General features: G+C 60.9%; 3 protein-coding genes. 2 read left to right on the top strand and 1 reads right to left on the bottom strand.

The window, feature by feature from the left end; genetic code table 11:
* Positions 1 to 180: 180 nt before the first annotated feature.
* On the bottom strand, positions 181 to 1437 hold the full coding sequence (locus SMC1_RS01360; RefSeq protein ID WP_119085018.1) for a glycosyltransferase family 2 protein: 1257 nt from the start codon (positions 1435 to 1437) through the stop codon (positions 181 to 183).
* A 549-nt stretch (positions 1438 to 1986) separates the two neighbouring features.
* On the opposite strand from SMC1_RS01360, the gene SMC1_RS01355 reads away from it, so the two are divergent.
* Together SMC1_RS01355 and SMC1_RS01350 are read left to right on the top strand one after the other, a co-directional pair.
* Positions 1987 to 5133, top strand: coding sequence for a PAS domain S-box protein (locus SMC1_RS01355; protein WP_119085017.1), 3147 nt, complete (start codon positions 1987 to 1989; stop codon positions 5131 to 5133).
* A complete protein-coding gene (locus SMC1_RS01350) occupies positions 5130 to 5330 on the top strand; it encodes a hypothetical protein (protein WP_119085016.1) in 201 nt (66 codons plus the stop codon). The genes SMC1_RS01355 and SMC1_RS01350 overlap by 4 nt, the downstream gene beginning before the upstream one ends.
* The last annotated feature ends 309 nt before the right edge of the window (positions 5331 to 5639 follow it).

Below are 5639 nucleotides of genomic sequence, written 5' to 3'. Positions count from 1 at the left end.
CCCCTCGTATGGGAACAAAGTGCTCGGGGGAATGACGGAGGGGAAGTGGGAATGATGGACTAAGGACAGCAGGCAGGCCTGGCGAGGACGGGTTGGAGGTCATCCCGTGAACTTACCACCCTGGGTCGGAATTACCAGCTGACCCCAATGGCTACCGGATGCCGCAACCGCCTGTCGACGCTACTTGCTGGAGACTGCGGCCTGCTTGTGAATGGTGTGGAACCAGGTCTGGTCGTTGCGCGTGAAGAGGGCGATGAAATCGAGCGGAAGCCACGTCAGCCCATACACGGCGAACAGGAACACGCCCCACCAGTACTTCGGCTTGACCTTCTGGAGCAGCAGGGCTGCGACGAGCATGGGAGGAGCAAACCACTCGAGCGCGAACAGGGCAATCCAGACCCAGGGGAGCACGATACCGGCGGATGCCCGCACAGGCACGGCCGTACGAGCAAAGTAAATGACGACGTTGACGAGCACCAGGAGATAGGAGAAGACCATCCAGATTGGCTGCCCGATGTAGACCAGGATGTCGAACGCCGCCATGTCGAACCGGGTGAAAAAGCGCTTCCACAGAGGCCCGGCGTAGCGGAAGCCCAACTGGAAATGGCCGCGCATCCAGCGCATGCGCTGATTCCAGGAGGCGCGCATGGTGAGGGGCTTCTCGTCGTAGACGTGCGCATCCCATGCCCAGGTCGGGTGAACGCCCTGCAGGACGCACTTGATGGTGAACTCCAGGTCCTCGGTGAGGGAATGGGGATTCCAACCGATCTCGTCGATGAGCGACATGGCCATGCAGGAGCCCGTTCCACCCAGCATGGAGGCAAGGCCGATATTGCTGCGGGCGAGCTCCCAGAAACGGTTGGTGCACCAGTACCCGATGGCACATGACAGCGAGATCCACGTGTCCCCCGGGTTCTTCATATCGAGATACCCCTGGACGACACGGTGGCCCGCCTGCGCATAACGGTCGACCTCGCGCAGGAAGTTAGCACTGACCAGGTTGTCCGCGTCGAATATCGCCATCATGTCGTACGACGTGCCTGTAGACTTGATGCGCGCCAGGAGCCAGCCGATAGCGTGGCCCTTGCCGGTCAGGACCGTATCCGTGCGTTCATAGACAATGGCTCCGTGCCCACGGGCCACGTCGGCGGTATCGTCCGTGCAGTTGTCCGCGACGACGTAGACGTCGAAGAGGTCACGTGGATACTCCTGCCATGCCAGCGAATCCAGCACGTCACTGATGACATGCGCCTCGTTATGCGCCGCAACGAGCACGGCAAACCGCGTGAGGGGGTCCCTCAGCGGCGGTTTGCGCCTTTGGTAGAACCCGAACAGCGACATGACCGACTGATAGGCGAACAGGACGAAGACACCGGCCTGTAAGACAGCAAGCAGCACGTAGCCAAGCTGTCGTATGATCTCTGGTTCTAGATGCATTCCATCATCTCCAGTGCAGGAAGAACCTGGCGCGTGATACCTTCCCGCACATTCCTGTCATGACAATCCAAGATACTAGGCCGACGGCGCCTGGTGTAAAGAACCAATATAATGAATGTGCCCGGCAAACCCGCCAAGGCAGGAGCCAATCAGCACAGAAAGGCGTTCATGACCGAATCGACGACGTGACCGGTCGTTGTGTCACACGGTGGCACTGGGTGACAAGCATGGCTGCCATGTGGTCGTGCCTGCTGCCCTGGAATCGCATGGCCCCAGACTGGATTCCCGCATACGCGGGAATGACACATGGAACGCCTCCTGCCCAGGCGTGCCCTCGCCAGGGGAACACGATATACTGGGGCACATCTCCCGGCTTGACTTGCGGCTGTCGGTTTTTATGCTGTAGCAAGTAAGGTTATGGGCCAAACGGGCCCGCGGCCAGCGTGACAACGGTCCGTGCAAGGGGAGAAATGCGATGGAGCATGGCAGGCCACTTGAACTGCTGGCGGTCCTTTCCTGTGCACCAAGCAGGCACCAGGGAGGTGCCCGGTGACACGTGAGTCCTTTGTCGCGCTCGTCAGCAATGTCTCCCTGCTCGTTGCCATGGTCTTCGTCTACGACCTCGTCAACACCCGCCTGCTCAATCTGGAAACCAGACTGCGTCAAGTGATGATCGGGGCGGGACTCAGCATCATCACTATCGCCGTCATGGCGGCGCCCTGGGTATTCGAGCCGGGTATCGTCTTCGACACGCGCTCCATACTCATCAGCATCAGCGGCCTGTTCTTCGGGGCCGTCCCCACCGTCATCGTGATGGCCATGGCCTCCGTCTACCGCATTCTTCAAGGCGGCGCAGCGGCATTCACGGGCGTCTGTGTCATCACGGCGTCGGGGCTCATCGGCCTGGCCTGGCGCCACGCCCTCAAACGTCCGCTCGTCACCCTCACCTGGCGCGACCTGCTGAGCCTTGGATATGCCGTCCATGTCGTCATGCTGGCGCTCATGTTCACACTGCCGTGGCAGACTGCTCTGCACGTGCTCAGTCGCATCGCGCTGCCTGTGCTGACCATCTATCCCCTCGGTACGGCGGCCATCGGCGTGACCAAAACCGAGACGGCAAGCGGCAAGTACGTCTTTGTCAACCAGCGCTTCGCGGACATTGTCGGGTACACGCGGAATGAGCTGCTAACGATGGACTTCCACGAACTGACCCACCCCGATGACCTGACCGACGACTTGAACAATGTCGACCTCCTCGTCAAGGGCGAGCTGCATGAGTACTCCATGGAGAAACGGTATCGCCGCAAGGATGGCAAGACCATCTGGGTGAACCTCACGGTCTCTCCGCTGTGGCAGGAGGGAGAGCCTCCAAAGTACCTCATCGGCCTCGTCGAGGACATCTCCGAACGCAAGCGCGCCGAAGACGCCTTGACGGTTTCGGAGGAGCGGTACCGCACGCTGTTCGAGTCAATGCCCATCGGTGTCCTGTATTTCGCGTCCGACGATACCATCGTATCGGCCAACGCGGCGGCCGTCAGTATGCTAGGGATCACTCAGGGAGAGATCGTGACCCGTCGCCCCACGGAGCCATGGTGGAGGAGCATCCACGAGGACGGCTCGGAGTTCTCAGCCGAGTTCCTGCCCTCAGTGCAGGCCATGCGCACCGGGGAAGCAGTCCATGACGTTATCATCGGCATCTTCAACCGCCGCGAGGAAGCCTACCGCTGGGTCCGCGTCAACGCCATACCGCAGTTCCGCGTGGGCGAGACCTCCCCGTACGAAGTCTATGTCACGATGGAGGACATCACCGAGCGCAGGACCATGGAACACGAGCTGGTGCAGCTTGCGTCCTTCCCCAGTCAGAATCCCAACCCAGTGGTAGAGATCGCCCTGGACGGTACCGTTCGATATGCCAACGCGGCCGCGTTGCAGGTGCTCACGCGTCTTGGTCTGCAAGGCGACGCCCGTCAGTTTCTGCCAGAAAACACCGAGCAGCTTGAACGGTTGAGGCACCTGTGCGAAGCGCATCCCCAGGCTCACGAGTTCGCCCTCGGCCAGGCCACCTTCTACAGGGTGATCATGGCACCGCCTGAATCGGCGACCCTGCGTGTCTACGCCATCGACACCACGGAGACCAGGGCAGCCCAGTCAGGACAGGAGCACTACCTCAGCATGCTCGATCGGAGTCTGAACGAGATCTACGTCTTCGACGAGAAGTCACTGAGGTTCGCATACGTCGATGGGGCCGCCCTCCGCAACCTGGGCTACTCCTTGGCGGAACTACAGCACATGACGCCGCTGGACATCAAGCCTGAGTTCACCAGACCTGCCTTCGAGGAGCTGCTGCAGCCCCTGCGGGACGGAACCAAGGAACTGCTGGTGTTCGAGACTGTCCATCGGCGCAAGGATGGCACAACCTACCCGGTCGAAGTCCATCTTCAGCGATTCAAGGGAGAGGGCCAGTCGTCGTTCCTTGCCTTCATCAATGACATTTCCGACCGCAAGCGGGCCGAAGCCGAGGGGCAGCGGATGCAGGCGCAGCTACTGCAGTCCCAGAAGATGGAAGCTGTCGGCGAACTTGCGGGAGGCGTCGCGCACGACTTCAACAACATGCTGACCGGTATCCTGGGCAACGTGGCCATCGTGAAGGAAAGCATGTCCCTGAACGACCCACTGCACGAGAACGTCGATGCCATCGGGACTGCCGCCCAGGAGGCGGCGAACCTGACCAGAGGCCTGCTGACGTTCAGCCGTGGAGCCATGGTCCAGCCTGTCGCGCTCGACACGAACGCATCGGTCGAGCGGACCCTGGCTGTGCTGACGCAGTCCCTGCCAGCGTCTGTCACCATCGTCAACAAGCTACAACCGGGTGCCTGGAACGTCTTCATGGACCAGTCCCAGATGACACAGATCCTCCTGAACCTGGGCGTCAACGCCCGGGATTCGATGGAGGGTCGGGGCACACTCACCGTCGGCACGCGGAATACAGTCGTCGACGCGGCCTATGTGCAGGCCCATCCCTTCGCCTGCACCGGGGAGTTCGTCGTGCTGAGTGTCGCAGATACGGGGCAGGGGATCTCACTCCAGGTCCTGCAACACATCTTCGAACCCTTCTTTACGACGAAGTCAGTGGGCAATGGCACGGGCCTCGGCCTCTCCATCGTGTACGGTGCGGCGCACCAAGCCGGTGGATGGGTCACGGTCCAGTCGGACCCCGGCGAGGGGGCGCTGTTCGAGGTCTACCTCCCACGCTGCCTGGAAGAACCCACACCATCCTTCGCTCCCGCATCCATTCCTGTGAACGCAGGCAGCGGCACTGTCCTAGTGGTCGAAGACGAGCCACTCGTGTGCGCGGTCACTCAGGCTCTCCTGAGCAGGAGCGGGTATACGGTCCTGACAGCACCGGACGGAGCATCGGCCTTGAACGTCCTGCGGGATCACCCTGTGGGCATCGGGCTCATCCTGCTGGACATGACCATGCCGGGTATGACGACCAGCGAAATCGTGCGGGCCATCCGTGCCCTGGACCCCACGGCCCCCATCCTGCTGAACTCTGGGTATACCTCCAACGACATCGTCAAGCAGATGCTCGAGGAGGGTAGTGTCCAGGGGTTCCTCGGCAAACCGTACAAACTGCAAGAGCTGCTGAGCACCATCAATCAGCTGATGCGCACCACGGAGGGAGGACCCCGTTGAATCTCCTGGACATCTGCACTATCCTGATCGGCGCGGTCGTCAGCGACGCCATCTGCGCCCTAGTCATCGGCGCGGTGTGGCTTCAGTATCGCAGGAGCTCCTCTGGGCTCGGGCTGTGGACGGCCGGCCTTCGCCGTCCAGACGATGTCGATCCTCCTCTTTGCCCTGCCTGGACCGAGTCGGATGTACGGGTATAAGTTTGGGCCTGCGGTTCGAGCTTGAAACAAAGAAAATAGTAGAAGAGCGCTCCAAAGATAGGGGCGCTTTTTGGTTGTACTTTCTTGACATTTGGGTATACTAACTATAAGTGTTACCAACGCGGTCCGTTCAAGAGCGAATGCACTCTGCCACCAGTTCGCGCCTAAAGAGAGGTCGGCCATGCCCAAAAAAGTCCGCGATTCCGCCATTCTCAACCCCGCCTCTGACGCGGCGACGGGCATCACCGAGGCCCGTCGCCAGGAGTCCTTGCTTAAGACCGGAGCCCTGCAGAGCGCGATTTTCAACAG

The sequence above is a fragment of the Candidatus Cryosericum septentrionale genome, assembly GCF_003570995.1.
Classification (GTDB): Bacteria; Caldisericota; Caldisericia; order Cryosericales; family Cryosericaceae; genus Cryosericum; species Cryosericum septentrionale.
The sequence above is the reverse complement of the archived record's forward strand: the minus strand, read 5'-3'. Positions and strand labels throughout refer to the sequence as shown.